At 57.3% G+C, this 2,336-nt stretch carries 1 protein-coding gene and 1 pseudogene; both read left to right on the top strand.

The window, feature by feature from the left end; genetic code table 11:
• Nucleotides 1-203, top strand: a 203-nt coding sequence (locus tag RZ1_RS29130; protein WP_139282068.1) for an integrase core domain-containing protein, incomplete at its 5' end; no start/stop codon positions are given.
• 828 nt (nt 204-1,031) lie between these two features.
• Nucleotides 1,032-2,336, top strand: a pseudogene (locus RZ1_RS31045) (hypothetical protein); the annotation flags it as partial.

Raw genomic sequence — 2,336 nt, 5'->3', positions numbered from 1 at the left:
TGGCGGAGTCGTTCTTTCAGAGTTTGAAGCGTGAATGGCTGCATGGTTGTGCCGCGATGTCGAAGGCGCGGACGCGTCTGGAGTTGTTCGGGTGGTTGTCGTACTACAACCGGCGACGGCGTCATTCCGCGTTGGGCTATCTGGCACCGATCGAGTTCGAACGACGATTGACCGCATCGGCTACGCTCGCACTCGCTGCATGAAATCCGGTGTCCACTCTCAAGGGGCAACCTCAGATCCTCCTGTTCGCAGGTGACTGACCATCGCGGCCACGGCCCAGACATTCTCCAAGCAGGAGTCCATACCAACGGGCTGGCTCCGAGCTCCCGAACAAGGACACCGCTCGACCAGGCACCGAGCCCGTGGACGGCCGCTCAGATTACAGAGATCACCATGTGTCCCGGTCGGTGGGACGGTCTGCCTGCGGGCTCCCTCCAAGGCTAAATGTCGGTGGGGTGTTCCTCGTCGACCTGTCGGTGACGCGGCCAGGTGTCCCGGTCGAGCGCGGCACCCAGACCGTCACCACCGCGAAGATCGCCGGCCGCTGGTACGTCGACGTGTTCAAGTGACCGCCCGCGCCGCCGTACCGCTGCACCAGCGAAGGACCACCCGCACATGCCCTTCACTCACCGGTGCCGCCGCGTGGTGCTCGCCACCGTCGCGGCCGCGTGTGGGCTCGATGAACCTTGGCTCCCGGATCAAACCTGGCCAGCCACACCGCGTCCGGCTGATCGTCGCCGTCGACCCCAGCGCGGCCAGTACGGCCCGTACGGCGGTGCGGTCCTCTCAAATTCCTCGAGCCCGTCCGACTTCCCTGAAGACCCGGGCTGAACGGCGGAAGCGATAACGACCACGGTTACGGTTGCAGTACGGCTGGTCAGGACCTGAAGGCTACCCTGCAAGAATCCACTTGGCGGTCCTCAAGCAGTCCCACCGTGACACGAACGTTTAACCTGTTGTGCAGCGCAAAAGACAAAGAACGGCGCCAGCTCTCACAGATTCCGCCCGACTGAGAAACTAGGATCGCACACATGGGAAACCGAATCCTAAAAGTGGTCGTCGATATCTTGGTCATCGAAACTCGAGCGCTGGAGCCACCTTATGTTGGCCAGACCGTGTCCGTGCCACTCGGATTTCGCGACCACCACTGGTTCGATACCACTGGCCCCCACGTGACCACCGCGCGGGTCATATCACATCCGCACGCAGGCAAACACCCGCGGACAGGAGTAGCAGAGCAGCCCATCTGGGACACCAGACTGCGAGGCGATGGATGGAGCGCAAGCTGGGCAGCCGAGCGACCCACTACCGGATGTACGACGATCACTGGTACGATTTACGCCGATATCAACGGCCATGAGGACGAAGTACGTGGTCGCATCACCCGCGTCCAGACGATACGCACCCGACTTCGACGGGCACCAACTGTTCAAGGCTGGGAGCCCGTGCCGGGCACAATCCAATATTCCGAGGTTCAAGAATTTCCAATCCAATTCGAATCTGATCACTTATCAATCGATTCGGATAATGTACACCGAATTATCGGAGTTCTGATTGAACTGGACCTCGAAGATGTGGGGAGTCGACCGCTCAGACCACCGTTTTTGCCCTCCACAACCAGCGTATTCGGAAATTCGGTCTGGGCTCTTGATCAGGAGTTACCCATCCTTCGGCGGTTTTCTCTTGACGGTGCCAATCCAGCGATGGAGCACATTTTTCCAGGTCCTATATTGGACCAATCCACCAGCCGATTCAGACGCATACACGCAGATCGATATGGATGCTGGGTCGTAAGCAAGGATGAGATCTTTCGCACTGCTTTCGACGAAAGCGGAAGCATGCATACTTCCCTTATTTCCTCGACGAGCATAGCAAGATCAGTTTCCCATCCCACCACAGGTTCCCTTTTGGTGATCGCACCGACATTGCCGGGAACACGAATACTTCCCGGGGTCAGAAAGCTGGAATCGATTCAATTACTGGAAAGCCCAGCTGCAATCTACGGGATAGACGGGAGTTTGAAGTCCATTAGTGTTCCAGCAGGCATCGTTCAATCGGCTTTATCTGGACCGTCATATTTCTTGATCCTGACGCGGACGCAAAGTCTAAACAGAGGGGTGGAGTTCAGGCTGACGAAAATTCATCTGGACGGACGCGCGGAATCTGGACCAGAGTTTTCTTTCACTGAAAGTCACCCGTACCCACTATTGACGTCATGTAATCCAACTAGAATCAGAGTAGGCAATGTTTTTTATCGAGTAGGTGATGATTTATCAGTTTCGGATTCTACCCAAACTCCCTACGATATTGCCCGTTCTGGGCAAGCAGGGGAGGGG

Source organism: Rhodococcus zopfii NBRC 100606 = JCM 9919 (assembly GCF_001895025.1).
Classification (GTDB): domain Bacteria; phylum Actinomycetota; class Actinomycetes; order Mycobacteriales; family Mycobacteriaceae; genus Rhodococcus; species Rhodococcus zopfii.
This window is presented reverse-complemented; position numbering and strand designations above follow the sequence as displayed.